Origin of the sequence: Alitiscatomonas aceti (assembly GCF_025567195.1) — a bacterium.
GTDB lineage: Bacteria > Bacillota > Clostridia > Lachnospirales > Lachnospiraceae > Alitiscatomonas > Alitiscatomonas aceti.
Genome location: NZ_JAOQJF010000002.1, coordinates 113,583 through 130,782 on the forward strand (window position 1 = coordinate 113,583; position 17,200 = coordinate 130,782).

16 protein-coding genes are annotated in these 17,200 nt (G+C 56.1%); 13 read left to right on the forward strand and 3 right to left on the reverse strand.

Annotation, left to right across the window (positions count from 1 at the left end):
* The first annotated feature begins 7 nt into the window (after nucleotides 1-7).
* From OCV69_RS01395 to OCV69_RS01450, 12 genes are all read left to right on the forward strand, one after another.
* Entirely contained in the window at nucleotides 8-640 is a 633-nt protein-coding gene (locus OCV69_RS01395) for a histidine phosphatase family protein (RefSeq protein ID WP_158357070.1), read from the forward strand.
* Nucleotides 641-683: 43 nt separating this feature from the next.
* Nucleotides 684-977, forward strand: coding sequence for a hypothetical protein (locus OCV69_RS01400; RefSeq protein WP_022272769.1), 294 nt, complete (start codon nucleotides 684-686; stop codon nucleotides 975-977).
* 17 nt (nucleotides 978-994) lie between these two features.
* The gene (gene cbiB, locus OCV69_RS01405; protein ID WP_262562917.1) at nucleotides 995-1,963 is read left to right on the forward strand and encodes an adenosylcobinamide-phosphate synthase CbiB; all 969 of its coding nucleotides are present in this window, start codon (nucleotides 995-997) and stop codon (nucleotides 1,961-1,963) included.
* 20 nt (nucleotides 1,964-1,983) lie between these two features.
* Nucleotides 1,984-3,525, forward strand: a complete 1,542-nt coding sequence (locus OCV69_RS01410) for a cobyric acid synthase (RefSeq protein WP_158357071.1) — start codon at nucleotides 1,984-1,986, stop codon at nucleotides 3,523-3,525.
* Nucleotides 3,526-3,547: 22 nt separating this feature from the next.
* Nucleotides 3,548-4,219, forward strand: coding sequence for a precorrin-8X methylmutase (locus OCV69_RS01415; protein ID WP_158357072.1), 672 nt, complete (start codon nucleotides 3,548-3,550; stop codon nucleotides 4,217-4,219).
* 158 nt (nucleotides 4,220-4,377) lie between these two features.
* On the forward strand, nucleotides 4,378-4,809 hold the full coding sequence (locus tag OCV69_RS01420; protein WP_158357073.1) for an Hsp20/alpha crystallin family protein: 432 nt from the start codon (nucleotides 4,378-4,380) through the stop codon (nucleotides 4,807-4,809).
* A 243-nt stretch (nucleotides 4,810-5,052) separates the two neighbouring features.
* Entirely contained in the window at nucleotides 5,053-6,531 is a 1,479-nt protein-coding gene (locus OCV69_RS01425; RefSeq protein WP_262562918.1) for a hemolysin family protein, read from the forward strand.
* A 5-nt stretch (nucleotides 6,532-6,536) separates the two neighbouring features.
* Nucleotides 6,537-7,589, forward strand: coding sequence for an inorganic phosphate transporter (locus OCV69_RS01430; protein ID WP_158357074.1), 1,053 nt, complete (start codon nucleotides 6,537-6,539; stop codon nucleotides 7,587-7,589).
* Between the two features lie 12 nt (nucleotides 7,590-7,601).
* A complete protein-coding gene (locus OCV69_RS01435) occupies nucleotides 7,602-8,225 on the forward strand; it encodes a DUF47 domain-containing protein (protein WP_158357075.1) in 624 nt (207 codons plus the stop codon).
* Nucleotides 8,226-8,383: 158 nt separating this feature from the next.
* A complete protein-coding gene (locus OCV69_RS01440; RefSeq protein ID WP_022274235.1) occupies nucleotides 8,384-8,755 on the forward strand; it encodes a GntR family transcriptional regulator in 372 nt (123 codons plus the stop codon).
* On the forward strand, nucleotides 8,755-9,501 hold the full coding sequence (locus tag OCV69_RS01445; protein ID WP_158357076.1) for an ABC transporter ATP-binding protein: 747 nt from the start codon (nucleotides 8,755-8,757) through the stop codon (nucleotides 9,499-9,501). The genes OCV69_RS01440 and OCV69_RS01445 overlap by 1 nt, the downstream gene beginning before the upstream one ends.
* Before the next feature lies 1 nt (nucleotide 9,502).
* Complete coding sequence (locus OCV69_RS01450) at nucleotides 9,503-10,336, forward strand: hypothetical protein (RefSeq protein WP_158357077.1); 834 nt, start codon at nucleotides 9,503-9,505, stop codon at nucleotides 10,334-10,336.
* A gap of 16 nt (nucleotides 10,337-10,352) precedes the next feature.
* On the opposite strand, the gene OCV69_RS01455 is transcribed toward OCV69_RS01450, so the two are convergent.
* Nucleotides 10,353-12,452 carry a glycogen debranching protein gene (locus OCV69_RS01455; RefSeq protein WP_262562919.1) on the reverse strand — a complete coding sequence of 700 codons (2,100 nt, stop codon included), beginning with the start codon at nucleotides 12,450-12,452 and terminating at the stop codon, nucleotides 10,353-10,355.
* Nucleotides 12,453-12,665: 213 nt separating this feature from the next.
* On the opposite strand from OCV69_RS01455, the gene OCV69_RS01460 reads away from it, so the two are divergent.
* A complete protein-coding gene (locus tag OCV69_RS01460) occupies nucleotides 12,666-13,973 on the forward strand; it encodes a putative ABC transporter permease (protein ID WP_158357079.1) in 1,308 nt (435 codons plus the stop codon).
* A 10-nt stretch (nucleotides 13,974-13,983) separates the two neighbouring features.
* On the opposite strand, the gene OCV69_RS01465 is transcribed toward OCV69_RS01460, so the two are convergent.
* On the reverse strand, nucleotides 13,984-15,726 hold the full coding sequence (locus OCV69_RS01465; protein WP_158357080.1) for an Rqc2 family fibronectin-binding protein: 1,743 nt from the start codon (nucleotides 15,724-15,726) through the stop codon (nucleotides 13,984-13,986).
* Nucleotides 15,716-17,194 (reverse strand): citrate lyase holo-[acyl-carrier protein] synthase, encoded by a 1,479-nt coding sequence (citX, locus tag OCV69_RS01470; protein WP_262562920.1) that lies wholly within the window; start codon nucleotides 17,192-17,194, stop codon nucleotides 15,716-15,718. The genes OCV69_RS01465 and citX overlap by 11 nt, the downstream gene beginning before the upstream one ends.
* Nucleotides 17,195-17,200 lie beyond the last annotated feature (6 nt).

Here is a 17,200-nt window from a genome sequence, read left to right on the forward strand (position 1 = left end):
GCGTTTTATGAGGATCCTTCTTCTCCGCCACGGGGAGACGGCGGGCAATCTGGAAAAGCGGTATGTGGGAAGGACCGACGAGGGGCTTACGGAGGCAGCCATACAGGGGCTGCGGCAGATCTCAGCGAAGCGGAAGCAGCTTCTTTACGGGCTTCTGGGCCCGGTGGCGGCGGTGTACGCAAGCCCCATGAGACGGTGCCTGGAGACGGCAGCCCTGGTTTTTCCAGAAAAGGACTTTTCGGGCGTTCCCGTCCGTCTGGTGCCCGGCCTTTCGGAATGTGACTTTGGCCGGTTTGAGTACAAAAATTACAGGGAGCTTTCCGGGGATGCGGATTACCAGCGGTTCATCGATTCCGGCGGAACAGACGGGTTCCCGGGAGGCGAGGCTGTGGCGCAGTTCAAGGGCCGGTGCGCAGATGCCTTCCGGCAGGAGGTACGTGCCCTTATGGGAAAAACAGACGGCACGGCGGTGTTCGTGATCCACGGCGGCTCCATCATGGCCGTGCTGGAGGCCTTTGGCCGGCCGGAGCGGGAATATTATTCCTGGCAGACCGGCTGCCTTTCGGGGTATCTCTGCCGGACTGGGGAGGAGAACGGCCATTTCTGTCTGACAGATGTTGCGAAAATTTCAATTATATAGTATACTTTAAGGATACGAAATAAGAGAAAGGCAGGTAGCAAACATGATAGCTCCATTTTTACTGATCATCAGTCTGGGTCTTCTGATCTACGGCGCTCTGGTAACAGGAGGGATCTACGTTCCCATCCGGTCCAAGATCCTTATTGAGGATGAGGGAAGGGCCGCCTGGTGCAAGGTGGAGGGCTTTACGAAGATCCTCTGGGGACTGGATCTGGCCGTGTTCGCCATGTATTACGAAAAGATCTTCCTTCCCACCTTATGCCTGGTGATCTTTTTAGGGCTGACTCTGTATACCATTTATATCACATATAAAAATAACGAAAAATATCTGAAATAAAGGAAAAACGTGAATTTATGGACAGAATGATCTGGGCCTGGGCTGCAGCCCTGGGGTTTCTGCTGGACTGGGTCCTGGGAGATCCACAGTTCCTTTACCATCCGGTGCGTCTCATCGGCTGGCTCATTGGACGGCTGGAAGCGGTTTTAAGGAAAATATGTAAAAAAACGGAAAAAGGGCTTCTTCTGGGAGGCCTTTTTCTGGTTGCGGCGGTATGCGGGATCACCGGAGGAGCCCTGTGGGCTCTCCTGGCCCTGTGCCGGGAGGTTTCGGTCTGGCTGTACCTGGCTGTATCGGCGGTCCTCTGCTACCAGCTTCTGGCAGCCAGATCCCTTCAGACAGAAAGCATGAAGGTCTATCAGGAGCTGAAGAAAGGAGATCTTCCCGGAGCCAGAAGGGCGGTGTCCATGATCGTGGGCCGGGATACGGAGCGTCTTTCAGAGGCAGGCGTCACAAAGGCTGCGGTGGAGACTGTGGCGGAAAATACCTCGGACGGGGTCATCGCCCCGCTTTTTTATCTGGCCCTGGGCGGCCCCGTCCTTGGATGGGTCTACAAAGCCGTGAACACCATGGATTCCATGGTGGGGTACAAAAACGAAGCGTACCTGTATTTTGGCCGGGCGGCGGCAAAGCTTGACGACCTGGCCAACTTCCTTCCGGCCAGGCTTTCTGCCGGGCTGATGGTACTGGCGGCGGCTGTCCTGGGCATGGACTGGCGGGAAGGGATGCATATCTTTTTCCGGGACCGTTTTAACCACGCCAGCCCCAACTCCGCCCAGACAGAGGCCGTGTGCGCCGGCGTCCTCCATGTACAGCTGGCAGGAGACGCCTGGTATTTTGGGACCCTTTATAAGAAAAAGACCATCGGGGATGATAAAAGGCCGGTGGAGGCGGAGGATATCCCCAGGGCCTGCCGTCTCATGTACGGAGCTGCCTGGGCGGCAGCCCTGGCGGCGGTCCTGGTCCTGGCGGGGATCCGATCATAAAAACAGACGAGGAGGAACGTATGAGCCGGGTGATCATGATACAGGGAACCATGTCCAGCGCGGGAAAGAGCTTCCTGGCGGCGGGACTTTGCAGGATATTTAAGGAGGACGGCTTATCGGTGGCCCCCTTTAAGTCCCAGAACATGGCCCTCAATTCGTATATTACAGAAGAAGGCCTGGAAATGGGGAGGGCCCAGGTGATGCAGGCAGAGGCGGCCGGGATCCGTCCCGAGGCGGCCATGAACCCGGTGCTTTTAAAGCCCACCTCCCATATGGGCTCCCAGGTGATCGTCAACGGGGAGGTACTGGGAAATTATTCGGCGGCAGAATATTTTAAGATGAAAAAAAGCCTGATCCCGGAGATCAAAAAGGCCTATGACAGCCTGGCAGAGCGGTTTGACGTGATCGTGGTGGAGGGAGCCGGAAGCCCGGCGGAGATCAACCTCCGGGAAAACGACATTGTCAACATGGGCCTGGCGGAGCTCATCGACGCGCCGGTGCTGCTGGCGGGAGACATTGACCGGGGCGGCGTATTCGCCCAGCTCTACGGCACGGCGGCTCTGCTGTCCGACCGGGAGCGGGCCAGGATCCGTGCCTTTATCATTAATAAATTCCGGGGGGATAAGGAAATCTTAAAGCCAGGCCTTTCCATGCTGTATGAGCGGTGTCCCATCCCGGTGGCGGGCGTGGTCCCTTATATGGACGTGGATCTGGATGACGAGGACAGCCTGGCAGACCGGCTCTGGGCAAAGGATACGGCCATGGACCGGAATGGAAGAAAGGCTTTTGCCAGGATCGCCGTGGTGCGGCTTCCCAGGATCTCCAATTTTACGGACTTCAATGCCCTGGAGCATCTTCCCGGCGTGGCCCTTTATTATGCAGACCGGCCGGAGGAGCTTTCAGCCGCAGACCTGGTGATCCTTCCAGGCACGAAAAATACCATGGGCGATCTGAAGTGGCTTAGGGAAACGGGGATGGAGGCGGCCATTTTAAGAAAATACGGAGAAGGCTGCTTCGTGTTCGGCGTCTGCGGCGGCTTCCAGATGCTGGGGATGCGGCTTTCGGATCCCTTCGGCATCGAGGAGGGCGGAACGCTCCGGGGGCTTGGGCTCCTTCCAGTGGAAACGGTGTTTTCCAGGGAGAAGACCAGGACCCGGGTGACGGGGAACGCCTGGGTGTTTGAGGAGTGGGGAGGAGCCAAAGCCTCTGGCTTCACGGGATATGAGATCCATATGGGAGAGACAAAAAGGGCCGGAGGAAGGCCGTGTACTGGCATCCGGAAAGAATCGGACCCGGCCGGAGCTGCCATAAAGGAGGACGGCTGCATCCAGGGCCGCGCGGCCGGAACCTACGTCCATGGCTTTTTTGATTCCCAGGAGATCCAGAGGGCCGTGTGGGAGCTACTGGCTGGAAAATATGGCATTTCCATGGATCAGCTCCCGGAAGCCGGAGAGTTTTCCATGGCTGCCCATAAGGAAGAGCAGTATAAAAAGCTGGCGGGGATCCTAAGGGAAAATCTGGATATGGACCGGATCTACGGGATCCTGGACCGCAGGCTGTGAGTGAGAAAAAAGGAGAAAGCTTATGGAATGGACAGAAACGCTCTGCAGGGAGACCGGGATCCGGTTCCTTACGACCCGGCCGTCGGAGATCGAGGCGGCCAGCTTTGCCATCATAAAAGAAGAGCTGGGGGAGGAGTTTTTAAAAACCTGCCCCAAAGACCAGCTTCCGGTGCTCTGCCGGGTGATCCACACCACGGCGGATTTTTCCTATAAGGAAAGCCTGTATTTTTCAGAGGACGCCGTATCAAAGGGCCGGGAGGCCCTGGCCTCCGGCATCCCCATCATCACCGACACCACCATGGCCGCCTCTGGGATCAATAAAACGGCTGCCGCTGACCACGGCGTCCAGGTCCGCTGTTTCATCGGGGACGAGGACGTGAAGGAGGCCGCCAGGGAGTCCGGGATCACCCGGTCGGCGGTCAGCGTGGACAAGGCCGCCAGGCTGTACCCGGACTGCATCTACGCCGTAGGGAACGCCCCCACGGCCCTGATGCGGCTGTATGAAAAGATCCGCACCGGAGAGATCCGCCCTCGTCTGGTGGTGGGGGTGCCGGTGGGCTTTGTAAACGTGGTGGAGGCCAAGGAGCTGATCCTCTCCGCAGGAGTGCCCTGTATCGTGGCAAGAGGAAGAAAGGGCGGCAGCAACGTGGCTGCCGCCATCTGCAACGCCCTTCTATACGACCGGAAGGTCTGAGACAAAAGAGCCGGGACAGAAAAAGTTCATAAAGTTTTCACAAAAAATATTAGCACTCAATATTGACGAGTGCTAATAGAAGCGGTATAACAGAACCAGTTCCAAAGGGAACCAGGGATCCAGATATAAATACCATTTAAGATAAGGAGCGATGATCTATGTTAATGCCCAGCATTTTTGGAGAAAACTTATTTGATGACTTTTTCACCCTTGAACGGCCCCAGAAGCAGTACGAAAAGGAAGTGTCCTGCGATCTGATGAAAACGGATATCCGGGAGTACGAGGGCGGCTTTGAGCTGGATATCAACCTGCCGGGATGCAAAAAGGAGGATATCCAGGCAGAATTAAAGGACGGCACCCTGACCATCACCGCCGTATCCAATAAAAATACGGAAGAGGCGGCAGGCAGATATATCCGCAGGGAACGGTTTGCCGGCTCTTGCAGCAGAAAGTTTTATGTGGGCGAGGAGATCACAAGAGAGGATATCCGGGCCAGGTTTGAGAACGGCGTCTTAAAGCTTCTGGTTCCCAAAAAGGAAGCAAAGAAGCCGGAGGAAGAGGAACGGAAATTCATCAGCATCGAGGGCTGATGAAAACAAACGGGAAAGAGGCAAAGAAGCCGTTAAGACTGGCGGCGTTCCATTGACTTCTTTCCCGGGTTATGATATTTTTGAAAGAGATCTGCGTCTTTTTTACACAGATTTTACAGACATTTTAGATTTTATAAAAAAGGAGTGATCGGCTGCATGGACGGCGGTTCAAACGGAGACGGACACAGGAAAAACAGAATAGGCTCCATGCGTTTTATGGAATAAAGAGGTATAGTCTGGGAGATGAACATGCTTGCAGGCTGTACCTTTTTGCGTTTAAGCAGGCCATGTTCCCATTCCGCGGCGGCGGATGTGACAGCGGGAAAAATTTACGTCCCCATGAAAGGAGAAAAATTACATAAAACCATGATCGGAGCAATCCTATTACAGATTCTTTTAATTTTTGGAAACGCAGTGTTTGCCAGTGCGGAGATCGCTGTGATCTCCATGAACGACGCGAAATTAAAGCGCATGACCCACGACGGAGATAAGCGGGCAAAGAAGCTCACGGCCCTGACGGAGCAGCCGGCCCGGTTCCTGGCCACGATCCAGGTGGCCATCACCCTGGCGGGACTCATGGGCGGCGCCTTTGCGGCAGAAAACTTTGCCGGGCCCCTGGTGGGCCTTCTCATGAGCCTTGGCGTTCCGGTGCCGGAAAACGTCCTTCATTCGGTATCCGTGGTACTCATCACCCTGGCGCTGACCTATTTCAGCCTTGTGTTCGGTGAACTGGTACCCAAGCGGATCGCCATGAAAAAGCCGGATTCCATGGCCCTGGGCATGTCCGGCATGCTGTTCGGCGTCTGGAAGCTCTGCAAGCCGGTGGTGTGGCTCTTAACCTTTTCCACCAACCAGATCTTAAGGCTCCTGGGCGTCGATCCGGAGGAAGAGGACGAGGTGGTGACCGAGGAGGAGATCCGCATGATGTTAGCCGAGGGCCGGGAGCAGGGGACCATCCGGCCGGAGGAAAGCCAGATGATCCAGAACGTGTTCGAGTTTGACGATACTCCGGCAGAGCAGGCCGGGACCCACAGAAAGGACGTGGTGTTCCTCCATATGGAGGACGAGGATGCGGTCTGGGACCAGACCATCCTGGAATCCCGGTTTACATACTTCCCTGTATGCCGGGAGAACCGGGACAACGTCATCGGGATCCTGGACACCAGGGATTATTTCCGTCTGAAGGACCGCTCCAGAGAGTCCTTAATGGAGCACGCCGTGGACCGGCCGTTTCTGGTGCCGGAGACCATGCGGGCCCATTCCCTGCTCTCTGCCATGAAAAAGGAGCGGAAGTATTTCGCCGTGCTTCTGGACGAATACGGCAGCGTCACCGGCATCGTGACCCTTCACGACCTGGTGGAGGAGCTGGTGGGCGACCTGGAAACAGAGGACGAAGAGGAACGGCCTGAGGAGATCCGGCAGATCTCAGAAAACTGCTGGCGGATCCAGGGCTCGGCTCCCCTGGACGAGGTAGAGGACGCCCTTAAGCTCGTCCTTCCCCGGGAGGATTACGATACCTTCAACGGGTATGTCTGGGGGCTGATTGACCGGATCCCGGCCGACGGTGAACATTTTGAGGTCCAGGTCCCCGGATTGAAAATACAGATAAAAAATGTAAAAAACCATATGGTGGACTGGGCCGTGGCGGAAAAGCTCCCTGCGGAGCCCGGGACGCCGGGGGACGGCCCTGCCGTTTCCCAGGATAAAACAGGAAAGGAATAAACGGTATGGATCTGTCATTTACTGGTTTTCTGGGAGAGCTTCTGGAAAACCCGGCGCTTCTTGTAACGACCCTGTTCACCCTGGGGGTGATCTTCGTAAACGGGTGGACCGATGCGCCCAACGCCATCGCCACCTGCGTGACCACCCGGTGCCTAAGCGCCAGAAACGCCATCATCATGAGCGCCTTCTTTAATTTCCTGGGCGTGTTCATCATGACCCAGATCAACAGCTCCGTGGCCTCCACCATCAGCAATATGGTGGACTTCGGAGACAGCACCCAGAATGCGCTGGTCGCCCTCTGCGCGGCCCTGCTCTCCATTGTCGTATACAGCGTGGGGGCGTCCATTTTCGGGATCCCCACCAGCGAGAGCCACAGCCTCATCGCCGGTCTTTCGGGAGCGGCCATCGCCATCCAGCACGGCACCGGAGGCATCAACGGGGCCGAGTGGGTCAAGGTCCTTTACGGCCTTGTGCTGAGCCTGGTGCTGGGCTTTGGCACCGGCTGGGTGGTATGTAAGATCATCTCCTTCATCTGCCGGGACATGGACCGGCGCAGGACCAACCGGTTCTTCGGCTTTGCCCAGATCGCCGGAGCCGCGGCCATGAGCTTCATGCATGGGGCCCAGGACGGCCAGAAATTCATCGGCGTCCTGTTTTTAGGGGCCGCCTTTGCCCATGGCCAGAATTCCGTAAGCGGCATGGAGATCCCGGTGTGGCTCATGCTCCTATGCAGCGTGGTCATGGCCCTGGGAACCAGCGTGGGCGGAGAAAAGATCATTAAATCCGTGGGCATGGACATGGTAAAGCTGGAGCGGTACCAGGGCTTTGCCGCCGACGTATCCGGCGCTCTCTGCCTTCTTTATTCCAGCCTGTTCGGGATCCCGGTGTCCACCACCCACACAAAGACCAGCGCCATCATGGGCGTGGGAGCGGTGAAGCGGATCTCGGCCATCAACTTTGGCGTCGTAAAGGATATGGTGCTCACCTGGATCTTCACCTTCCCAGGCTGCGGCCTCATCAGCTTTATTATGGCAAAAATATTCATGTACATCTTTTAAAGGAGAAAGCATATGTCGAAAAAACAGGACGATTTTTATTTTCAGAACTTTATTGAATGCGCCGGATATTCCTGTCAGGCCGCCCATCTTTTAAAGGAGATCCTGTCCGATTTTAGGCCGGAGGACACCAAGATGCGGCTGGACGAGCTTCATAAGATCGAGCATGAGGCCGACATGAAAAAGCATGAACTCAGTGACCGGCTCACCAAAGCCTTTATTACTCCCATCGAGCGGGAGGACATCGCGGCCTTAAGCGAGCAGATCGACGATCTCACCGATAAGATCGAGGAGGTGTTCATCCGCATTTATATCAACAATGTAAAGGCCATCCGGCCGGAGGCCTTAAAGATGCTGGAGCTGGTGATCCAGTGCTGCGAGGAGGTCTGCGGCCTCATGCGGGAGTTCGCCAACTTCCGCCGTTCTAAAGAGTTAAAGGACCGGATCATCCAGATCAATTCCCTGGAGGAGGAGGCAGACCGGCTGTATATTGCCAGCATGCACAGCCTTCATTCAGAGGAAAAGGATGTGCTGGCCGTCATCGCATGGAGGGAGATTTACAGCTATCTGGAAAAATGCGCCGATGCCTGCGAGCATGCCGCCGACGTGGTGGAGAGCGTGGTCATGAAAAATTCATAAAGGTTCCAGAAAGAACAGACAGGATCCTGTATCCGGGAGGAATGAAAAAACCTCTTGACATGCAGGATCTTTTCTTGTATAACTGTATTAAGTGAATAATACAACAATACAATAATACAAAAAGACAGCAGCCAGAAAAGAAGATAAGGAGTGAGGAAATGGAATGGAAGCTGACAGACGACAGGCCCATATGGTCTCAGCTGTCGGACCTGGTGGCGTCGCAGATCGCTGCCGGGGTGTACGGGCCGGGAGAGCGGCTCCCCTCGGTGCGGGAGCTGGCGGCAGAGGCGGGGGTGAACCCCAATACCATGCAGAGGGCCATGGCAGACCTGGAGAGCCGGGGGCTGGCTGTGGCCAACAGAACAGCGGGAAGGTGTGTGACAAACGATATGGAGACGATCAAAGCCCTGCGGACAGGACTTGTAAAGGAGCAGGTGGCATGGTTCCTGGAAAAAATGCGGGATCTGGGATACACCGGAGATGAGATCCGGGCCGTGCTGGAGGATGCGTTAAAGGAGGGAGAGGCGTAATGGGCGTTTTGCTGGAATGCAGCGGCCTCACAAAGCGTTTTGGAAAACGCGAGGCCTTAAAACAGGTGGATCTTTCGGTGGAAAGCGGGAAGATCGTTGGTCTTCTGGGCCCCAACGGCTCCGGAAAGACCACTCTTATTAAGCTGGCCAACGGGCTTTTGAGGCCCGACGGGGGCTCTATACGGATCGACGGGCAGGAGCCGGGAGTGTATACAAAATCCATCGTATCTTATCTGCCGGACCGGATGTACTTTGCTGACTGGATGCGGGTCTCCGATATGGTCCGCATGTTCCGGGATTTTTACACGGATTTCCGCCTGGAGACGGCGGAGGATATGCTGGAGCGTCTGGAGATCTCCGGCTCAGAGCGGATGAAGAGCCTGTCCAAGGGAACCAAGGAAAAGGTCCAGCTGGCCCTGGTCATGAGCCGGAAGGCGAAGCTGTATCTTTTAGACGAGCCCATCGGCGGCGTGGATCCGGCGGCCAGGGATTTTATCCTGAGGACCATTCTTACCAATTATTCTGAGGATGCGTCGGTGATCCTGTCTACCCATCTGATCGCCGATATCGAGAAGGTCCTGGACGAGGTGATCTTTTTAAAGGAAGGACAGGTGGTGCGCCAGGATCCGGTGGACCGTATCCGGGAGCAGGAGAAAAAATCCGTGGACGCCCTGTTCAGAGAGATCTTTGCAGTGCCCATGGGAGCAATGGACTGGGATACCCATGGAAGGGAAGGAGAGAGATAAAATGTTCCGGAAGCTTTTTAAATATGAATGGACGGCCATGATGCGCAGCCTGTTCCCTGTGTATGGGGCGGTGCTGGCGGTCACGGTCCTCAATGCGCTGATGTTTCATGTGATCGTTCCGGAAGCCGGACGGACAGAGCTCCTGGATTCTCCGTTCCTGGAGCTGATCCCCTGGTTTACCGGCGCCTTGTACGCCGCCGTGCTGGCGGCCCTGGGAGTGATGACCGTGCTTCCGGTGATCCAGCGGTTTTATAAGGGGCTTTTAAAGGAGGAGGGATATCTGATGTTCACCCTGCCGGTGGAGTCCTGGAAGATCGTCCTGGCCAAGGCTCTGGCCGCGGTGCTGTTGATCCATATCTCCCTGATAGTAGGGATTTTTTCCATCGGGATCCTGGCAGGTGAACTGACCTTCCTGAAAGCAGTGCCCAAATTCCTGGCGGAATGCTTTAAGCTCATCGGGGCCGGCTTTAAAGAGGATGCCGGGATGACGGTCCATGTGATCCTGTTCTTCCTGGAGGTTCTCCTGGCCATGATCGCAGCCTGGTTTGCCACGGTGTACCATTTTTACCTGGCCATGGCCCTGGGCCAGCTGGCAGGAAACCACAAGGTGGCCTTTTCCGTGCTGGCCTATGTGGGCATCAGCTCTGTCTTTTCTATTTTAATGACAGCGCTGCTCCAGATGTATCCGCTGTGGGAGCCGGTGCTGGAGAGCCTGGACATGACGGCGGGGGTCCATGTGACCGGCTGTGCATTCCTGCTCTGGCAGGTATTCCAGATCTTGACTGAGGCCCTGGGAACGGAGTATCTTCTGAAGCATCATCTGAACCTGGAGTAGGCGGCCAGGTCCCGGCTTAAGCCGGGACTGCCGTGAATACCAGAACGGACCGGGACTCCAGGGTGATCTGTGGAGAAGAGATGAGACAGGGCGGCTCATGGGAGGACGGCATATGGTCTTTGAGATACGTTCCTGCTGTATCGGCCTCCAGCTTCCATTTCAGAGATTTAGATACCATGGGAAGGAGAAAAGCCTGGGGCTCCCAGTATACGTTCACTGCCAGACAGACCAGATCGTCTGCCGTATCCGTCCGGTTCCTGCCGGAATACAGCACCGCCAGCACATGGGTGGAGCCGTCGGGAGGGATCACCTTTATATTCGGAAGGCCCAGGGAGCAGACGCCGGAGGGCTTCCGGATCACGTCGTGGGCCTTTCGGAACGCGATCATATGCTTTGTATAGGAAAAGTGGTCCCGGTTCTTTTCCAGAAAGCTCCAGTCCAGCCAGGAGATCTCGTTGTCCTGGCAATAGGCGTTATTATTTCCATACTGGGTATTTAAAAATTCATCACCGGCCAGGAACATGGGAGTACCGCGGCTCATAAGGAGCACGGTCACCGCGTTCCTGGCCAGTTTTTTTCTCAGCCCCAGAACAGCCTCGTCGCTGGTATCGCCTTCAGCTCCGCAGTTCCAGCTCCGGTTGTCGTCGCTGCCGTCCAGATTGCACCAGCCGTTGGCCTCGTTGTGCTTCTGGCTGTAAGAATACATGTCCCAGAGGGTGAAGCCGTCGTGACAGTTTAAAAAATTCACCGAGGCGTGGCTGCCTCTGGAGGCCGGATCGTAAAGGTCGGCAGAGCCGGTGATGCGGCAGGCAGCCGTCTGAGAAAGCTCCAGACCGCCTTTTAAGTAATCCCGCATATCGTCCCGGTACCGGCCGTTCCATTCGGCCCACCGGTTCCAGGAGGGGAAGCTTCCCACCTGGTAAAGTCCCCCGGCGTCCCAGGCTTCGGCAATGAGCTTGACATTTTTTAGTACCGGATCAAAGGCGAGCTGCTGTAAAAGCGGCGGGCTGCTCATGGGAGAGCCGTCCTGGTTCCTTCCCAGGATACTGGCCAGATCAAAGCGGAAGCCGTCCACATGATAGGCAGAAGCCCAGTACCGGAGGGCGCTTACGATCAGCTGCTGCACCACCGGATGGTTGCAGTTCATGGTATTCCCGCAGCCGCTGAAATTATAGTAATATCCGTCCGGCGTCAGCATATAGTATACGTTGTTGTCAAAGCCCTTGAAGGAAAAGCAGGGACCGTATTCATTTCCCTCGGCCGTATGGTTAAAGACCACATCCAGGAAGCACTCGATGCCGTTGTCGTGGAGGGCCCGGACCAGCGTTTTCAGCTCATTGCCCTCCCGGTTGTATTCCGGTTTCCCGGCGTAGCTGGTGTTGGGAGCAAAGAAGCTGACCGGGTTATAGCCCCAGTAATCCACCACCTGCTTCCCATCCACCATGCGGCTGTCCTTCATCTCGTCAAACTCAAAGATCGGCATCAGCTCCACAGCGGTGATCCCCAGGTCTTTCAGATAGGGGATCTTTTCCATGATCCCTGAAAAGGTGCCGGGACAGGAAACACCGGAGCTTTCATGTTTTGTGAACCCGCGCACATGCATCTCATAGATCACCAGATCCTCCATGGGGATCTGCGGAAAGGGCTCCGCGCCCCAGTCGAAGTTGTCCTGGACCACCCGGGCCTTATAAAACACGTCTTTTTTCTTCGGCACTCCCCAGACGCTCTGCCCGGTGACTGCCTTTGCGTAAATGTCCAGAAGGATGTTCTTTTTATCGAAAAGAAGGCCCTTTTCCTTGTCATAGGGGCCGTCCAGCCGGTATGCGTATTCAAAATCCTTGATATCCAGGCCGAATACGATCATGGAATACACGTCGCCGATGCGGTAGCGCTCCGGAAAGGGGATGGCCGCATAGGGCGTGTTTTCTGCCCGGTGGAACAGGAGAAGCTCACAGGAAACGGCTCCGGTGGAGTGGACAGTGAAATTGACGCCGCCGGGGATCGCCATGGCCCCGTTGAGTTCATAGAATCCGGGCCGGACCTGGAAGCCGGAGATCTCGTCCATGGGCTTCATATGGATCTGGCCGGAGGGACTGTTTAAAAAGATTGGATTCATAACAACCTCGCTTTTCCGATGGAATGTTGACATGTTTCTATGGAGCAGGAATCTTGTGATCATTATACATGGAAGGAGGAAGGGGCGCAAGGAGCAGAAAACGGCCCTGGCGTCGGATAGCCGTCAGAAACGGGAGGAATGAAAAGAGTTCATGAAAGTTTTATAAATAGGAGGGGAAAAATCTGGTACAATCTCTGTCAGGGAGGTGTGCGTATGACGTATACATTTTATGAGCTGCTGTGGCTGTTCTTCGCGTATTCCTTCGCAGGATGGATCCTGGAAACTGTGGCAGCGGCAGTGAAGAAAAGAACCTTTGTGAACCGGGGACTGGTAAACGGCCCCTTATGCGTGACCTATGGCGCGGCGGCAGCGGCCATGACCCTTTCCTGCCATGAGCTTTCGGGCTTCTGGCTTTTTGCGGGGATCGTGATCCTGGCGACCCTGACCCAGTGGATCGCCGGTCATGTGCTGGAGTGGCTGTACCACGAAAAATGGTGGGACTATTCCGGACTCCCGTGGAACCTGGACGGCTATATCTGTGTTCCTGCCTCCGCAGTCTGGGGCGTTCTGGGCGTTCTGGCGTTCAGATGGGGGAATCCCCTGTTGACGCGGCTGTTCGCCCTGCTGCCCGGAAGCCTTGGAAAGATCCTTTTATGGATCCTTTTGCTGGCCCTGGCGGCGGATATGCTGGCGACGGTGCTGATCCTTACGGGAAAGACCAGAAGGATCGAACAGTGGCAGTCGGTGGATTCTCTGTTCGCGTCCTTAAGCGTAAGGCTGGAGCTTCGGCTGTCCTCTCTGGTGAACCGGCGTCTGGAGCGGGCGTATCCCAGGGAGCGGACAGCTGGAGAGGAGAAGGAGCTTAAAACAGCCCGTGCAGAAGGCTTTGCCGCCGGGTGCAGCTTTTATAAGATCTTTCTTCTGTTTATCATCGGCTGTGTCCTGGGAGATCTGACGGAGACCGTATTCTGCCGGATCACGGCCGGTGTCTGGATGAGCCGCAGCAGTCTGGTCTGGGGACCCTTCAGCATCGTCTGGGGCCTGGCCATCGCCCTGGTGACGGTGCTCCTTTACCGGTACAAGGACTGCTCCGACCGGTTCCTGTTCCTCATGGGTACGGTCCTGGGAGGCGCTTACGAGTATCTGTGCAGTGTATTTACGGAAATGATGTTCGGTACGGTGTTCTGGGATTACAGTAAGATCCCCTTTAACCTGGGGGGCCGGATCAACCTTCTGTACTGCTTTTTCTGGGGCATTGCGGCCGTGGTGTGGTTTAAGGGACTGTATCCCGTATTTTCCAGATGGATCGAGAGGATCCCGGCAAAGGCCGGGAAGCCTCTGGTCTGGCTCCTGATCGTTTTCATGACCGTCAACATGGCCGTTTCCTTTATGGCCCTGTGGAGAAGCGATGAGAGGAGCCGGGGCGTGGTGGCAGAGGCCTCCTGGCAGCAGGTGATGGACGAGCGCTTCGGCGATGAGCGTCTGGCCCGGATCTACCCCAACGCCATCAAAGTAGAATAGAGGAGACGGTTTATTTCACCTCGCTCACCGGGATCCCCGGCGTGGCCAGAAGGGAATAGTTGGTATGGTATACCACGAAGCCCGGAGCCGCGCCGGGGACTTTTTTCAGATTTTTTCTCTGGATGTAGTCGATCTCCACCTTATCGTTTTCCCGGCCTCTGGAATAGTAGGCCGCCAGGGCTCCGGCCTCCTCGAACACCCGGTCCGGCAGCTCCTTTCCCTCTGTTTTTACGATCACATGGGAGCCTGGCATTCCCTTGGCGTGGAACCACCAGTCGCCGCCGTTTGCCGTCTTAAAGGTCAGCTCCTCGTTCTGGTAATTGTTCTTTCCCACATAGATGTGGAAGCCGTCCGAGGACAGGTAGTGGTAGGGGCGGCTGGTGATCTTCACCTTTTTGCCGCCGGAATAGTGCCGCCGGATGTAGCCGTATTCCGTCAGCTCCTCCTTGATCTGCACCAGGTCCTCCTCCAGCCGGGCAATGTCCATGGAGGTGCTGATGGACTCCAGGTGGTCGATCTCCGCCCGGGTCTGGGAAAGCTGCTCCGTCACGGCCTCGAAGGTCCGTTTCTGCTTGTTGTACTTATCAAAAAATTTCTGTGCGTTTTCCCGGGCCGTCAGGGTGGGATCCAGGGGAATGGTGATCTCTGTATTATCGTAATAATTTAAACATTTAAAACTTTTTTCGCCCCCTGCCAGGCCGTAGCCGTAGGTATTCAAAAGCTCGCCGTAGATCCGGAATTTTTCCCGCTTTTCCGTATCCTTTAACTGCTTCGTCTGAAGATCCAGCTTCCGGTAGCTGCGCTCTAAGGCGTTGGAGATGATCTTTCTCAGATCCGTGGATTTCTGGTGGATCCTGGATACTGCGTTTTTCTCGGCGTAATACCGTTCCAGCACCTGGCTTACGGAATCAAAGGCCGTTTTCTGGTACTGGCCGCCGTCCATCATGGTCAGAGGGATGGAAGAAAATTCCACGGGCTTTTCACCCTTATAAAAGATGCTGGGCGAAAAATTCCCTTTTCTCACATCGTCCATGACCCAGTTAAGGGCATGGTACAGGTGGGTCAGCTCACCTTCGGAAAATTCCTTGGCGGAAACGTCCCCGTCCAGGGAGGCCAGATGGCAGATCTCTGACGCCGCCACGGGGCTTAAGCCGGTAAGATCCATATAGAGGGCCTTGGACAGAGGCTGGGGCGTTCCCTGGATCAGAGGGATAAATTCCTCCTCCGTGATCTCCAGGGGATTTTTCTTTTCCCCGGAGTGTGGGATGAAATAGGTGCGTCCCGGCAGCACCTCCCGGACAGAGCTTACCTGGGCGGAGATATGCTTGATGCTGTCCAGGATCATGTCGTTTTCATCGCAGAAGATGATATTGCTGTGCTTTCCCATGAGCTCCACGATCAGATATTTCCGCCGCAGATCCCCCATTTCATCCAGATGCTCGATCTCAAACCGCACGATCCGCTCAAAGCCAGGCTGGGTCACGGAAAGGATCCGCCCGTTGGCGATGTGCTTGCGTAAGAGCATACAGAAATTGGGGGCCGTCATGGGGCTGGGCTTATTGGTTTCAGTGAAGTAGAGGAGAGGGAGGCTGGCGTTGGCTGAGATGAGCAGCCGGAAATTCTCCCGGTTCCCCTTTATGGTCAGCAGAAGCTCGTCCTTTTCCGGCTGGGCGATCTTTGCGATCCGGCCGGAGACGATCTTCTGGTTTAGATCATATACCAGATTTGCAATGGTGATTCCGTCAAATGCCATGGTGTGAAAATTCCTTTCTTAATATAGATTCGATCTGTTCCGTCAGTTCCATGACCGTATGGGTACGGCTCCTGGCACAGGCGTGGGCCGGCTGTTCACAGAGGAGGCATTTCCTTGGAGGCAGTCCCAGATCCTCCCGGGACAGCTTTTTTCCTCCGGCGTCCAGAACGTCGATGTCAAACAGCCGTCCCAGGCCGCCGCCGTCCTCAATGGCCGCCATGAGCGTTTTCAGCCGTACCGCACCGGCCGTCTCCACGGCCCACATGGCCTCCAGTCCCGTGGCCTGGATCACCTGCTCCCTGCGGACCACAGGAAGTCCCTGATCCGCCAGGGCGTCTTCGATCTTGGAGATCCCGGCGTCAAAGGCCTCGGGGACCAGGGGCAGGACCTTCACAGGTCCGGGGATATTTAAGGTAAAGGAGACCAGGGGACAGCGGCAGGAGACAAGGAGACTGTTCTGGAGGGCCGCCCGCTGCTCCCTGGCGTTTAGCATCTGGGGCAGCTCTGCGGGGATCCCTATGAGGGACTGGGCCTCTGCTCCCGGCGTCTGGCCGTGACGGCCGGCGGGGAGGTTCCGGACCTCGTGGAGCAGCTCCAGAAGATACCGCATATATTTTGTGAGATACAGGTCCTTCCGGTAGCAGGCAAAAAAATGCCGGGGATTTTCCACTCCCAGGATGGGGTAGGTATAATAGGGGGACTGGAGGGAATTTTCCGTATCCGCGTAGGCGTCGGGACAGGCCATGACCACAGGACTGGTGGCAACCACGTACTTTCCCACCTCAATGCTGATGGTCTCCAGGCCGATCTCCGGCTTCATATTCCTGGCGGCACAGAGGGCATCCAGAATGGTCCGGGCCGAATGGCCCTGACGGCTGCATATGAATACCTCATCCGCCGCCTCCCGGATGTCGATGGGAGTTCCCGGCCGGATCCGTTCCGCCAGGGCGCAGGCTTTATTGACCAGCAGCACCATATTTTCCTTCTGGATCAGATCGTAGACCAGCTCGTCGTATTTTGGAAAGGTGGTCAGAAGAGCGATGCCCACAGAGCCCTCCAGGACGCTTTCCTCCATGGTGGCCGAGCCCTGTTCGTGAAGCTCCAGCTCCACATGGGGGAAGCGGCTCTTGAACCGGGGATAGAGGTAGGGGAGCAGCTCCATGCCCCTCTGGACCGAAATCCCCAGGCGGATCTTTCCAAACTCCTCATTGCTCAGTTCCTCGACCTGCTTGGCCAGGTTGGTGGAGATGGTGCTGATCTGCTTGGCCGCCTTCACGTAAAGGGCTCCGGCGGGGGTCAGGGTGATGGGGTCCGTGCTCCGGTTGAAGATCGGCGCTCCCAGGTTGGCCTCGGCGGCCTTTATGATCTGGCTTAAGGAGGGCTGGGACACATACAGCTTTCTGGCTGCCCCTGTAAAGCTCCCCTCTTTTAAAACCGTCAGTACGTACTGCATATGTTTTTCGTTCATGGCAGA

Excerpts from the sequence above, each read along its gene's own strand:
- OCV69_RS01395 (WP_158357070.1), top strand. The coding sequence starts at position 8 with ATGAGGATCCTTCTTCTCCGCCACGGGGAGACGGCGGGCAATCTGGAA.
- OCV69_RS01400 (WP_022272769.1), top strand. The coding sequence starts at position 684 with ATGATAGCTCCATTTTTACTGATCATCAGTCTGGGTCTTCTGATCTAC.
- cbiB (WP_262562917.1), top strand. The coding sequence starts at position 995 with ATGGACAGAATGATCTGGGCCTGGGCTGCAGCCCTGGGGTTTCTGCTG.
- OCV69_RS01410 (WP_158357071.1), top strand. The coding sequence starts at position 1,984 with ATGAGCCGGGTGATCATGATACAGGGAACCATGTCCAGCGCGGGAAAG.
- OCV69_RS01415 (WP_158357072.1), top strand. The coding sequence starts at position 3,548 with ATGGAATGGACAGAAACGCTCTGCAGGGAGACCGGGATCCGGTTCCTT.
- OCV69_RS01420 (WP_158357073.1), top strand. The coding sequence starts at position 4,378 with ATGTTAATGCCCAGCATTTTTGGAGAAAACTTATTTGATGACTTTTTC.
- OCV69_RS01425 (WP_262562918.1), top strand. The coding sequence starts at position 5,053 with ATGAACATGCTTGCAGGCTGTACCTTTTTGCGTTTAAGCAGGCCATGT.
- OCV69_RS01430 (WP_158357074.1), top strand. The coding sequence starts at position 6,537 with ATGGATCTGTCATTTACTGGTTTTCTGGGAGAGCTTCTGGAAAACCCG.
- OCV69_RS01435 (WP_158357075.1), top strand. The coding sequence starts at position 7,602 with ATGTCGAAAAAACAGGACGATTTTTATTTTCAGAACTTTATTGAATGC.
- OCV69_RS01440 (WP_022274235.1), top strand. The coding sequence starts at position 8,384 with ATGGAATGGAAGCTGACAGACGACAGGCCCATATGGTCTCAGCTGTCG.
- OCV69_RS01445 (WP_158357076.1), top strand. The coding sequence starts at position 8,755 with ATGGGCGTTTTGCTGGAATGCAGCGGCCTCACAAAGCGTTTTGGAAAA.
- OCV69_RS01450 (WP_158357077.1), top strand. The coding sequence starts at position 9,503 with ATGTTCCGGAAGCTTTTTAAATATGAATGGACGGCCATGATGCGCAGC.
- OCV69_RS01455 (WP_262562919.1), bottom strand. The coding sequence starts at position 12,452 with ATGAATCCAATCTTTTTAAACAGTCCCTCCGGCCAGATCCATATGAAG.
- OCV69_RS01460 (WP_158357079.1), top strand. The coding sequence starts at position 12,666 with ATGACGTATACATTTTATGAGCTGCTGTGGCTGTTCTTCGCGTATTCC.
- OCV69_RS01465 (WP_158357080.1), bottom strand. The coding sequence starts at position 15,726 with ATGGCATTTGACGGAATCACCATTGCAAATCTGGTATATGATCTAAAC.
- citX (WP_262562920.1), bottom strand. The coding sequence starts at position 17,194 with ATGAACGAAAAACATATGCAGTACGTACTGACGGTTTTAAAAGAGGGG.